We start from the raw sequence: 1,120 nt of genomic DNA on the forward strand, positions 1-1,120 counted from the left end.
ATGAGGACGCAGCGCACTGCCCGCCTCCTCATGCGAATCGGCTGCGAGGCCAGTCTTGCGACTCACCCCGCAGCACGATGTTTTTCCTACTGTCTTGCAGACCTGCGTGCGCTTACAGCGCGCTCACCAGTTCCGGCACGACCGTGAACAGATCGCCCACCAGACCGTAATCCGCCACCGAGAAGATCGGCGCTTCCGGATCCTTGTTGATCGCCACGATCACCTTCGAATCCTTCATCCCGGCCAAGTGTTGAATCGCGCCCGAGATGCCCACCGCCACGTACAACTGCGGCGCCACGATCTTGCCCGTCTGACCGACTTGATAGTCGTTGGGCACATATCCGGCGTCCACTGCTGCGCGCGAAGCACCGAGAGCGGCGCCCAGCTTGTCGGCCAGCGGCTCCAGCACCTTCGTGTAGTTCTCGCCCGAGCCCAGACCGCGGCCACCCGAGACGATGATCTTCGCGCTCGTGAGTTCCGGACGGTCCAGCTTCGTCACCTCACGGCCCACGAACTGCGACAGACCGGCGTCCGGCGTTGCGGCGACCGTTTCCACTGCGGCGCTGCCACCCGTGGCGGCTGCCGGGTCGAAGCCCGTCGAGCGCACCGTGATCACCTTCACCTTGTCTGCACTTTGCACCGTCGCAATCGCGTTACCGGCGTAGATCGGGCGCTCGAACGTGTCGGCGCTGTCGACCTTCGTGATATCGGAGATTTGTGCGACGTCGAGCAAAGCGGCCACGCGCGGGGCGATGTTCTTGCCGTAGGCGGTGGCCGTTGCCAGGATGTGCGAATAGTTGCCAGCGATCGACACCACTTCGTCAGCGATGTTCTCTGCCAGACCATCAGCAAAGTACGGTGCGTCAGCCAGCAGCACCTTCTTCACGCCCGCGATCTGTGCAGCGGCGTCAGCAGCGGCTTTGGCGTTCGAACCGGCCACCAGCACGTGCACGTCGTCACCGCATTGCAGTGCGGCCGTGACCGTGTTCAGCGTTGCCGCCTTGATCGATTGATTGTCGTGTTCAGCGATTACCAGAATGCTCATCTCGTCGTCTCCTTACAGGACCTTCGCTTCGGTCTTCAGTTTGTCGACGAGCGTTGCCACGTCCGCCACCTTCAC

Annotated in this window: 1 protein-coding gene; it reads right to left on the reverse strand. The window is 62.7% G+C overall.

Annotated features, from left to right (window positions below):
• Positions 1-112: 112 nt before the first annotated feature.
• Complete coding sequence (locus ACPWR9_RS25840; RefSeq protein WP_426301925.1) at positions 113-1,045, reverse strand: electron transfer flavoprotein subunit alpha/FixB family protein; 933 nt, start codon at positions 1,043-1,045, stop codon at positions 113-115.
• Positions 1,046-1,120 lie beyond the last annotated feature (75 nt).

Origin of the sequence: Pandoraea pneumonica, from assembly GCF_049918595.1 — a bacterium.
In the GTDB taxonomy this organism is placed as follows: domain Bacteria; phylum Pseudomonadota; class Gammaproteobacteria; order Burkholderiales; family Burkholderiaceae; genus Pandoraea; species Pandoraea pneumonica_A.

Excerpts from the sequence above, each read along its gene's own strand:
- ACPWR9_RS25840 (WP_426301925.1), bottom strand. The coding sequence starts at position 1,045 with ATGAGCATTCTGGTAATCGCTGAACACGACAATCAATCGATCAAGGCG.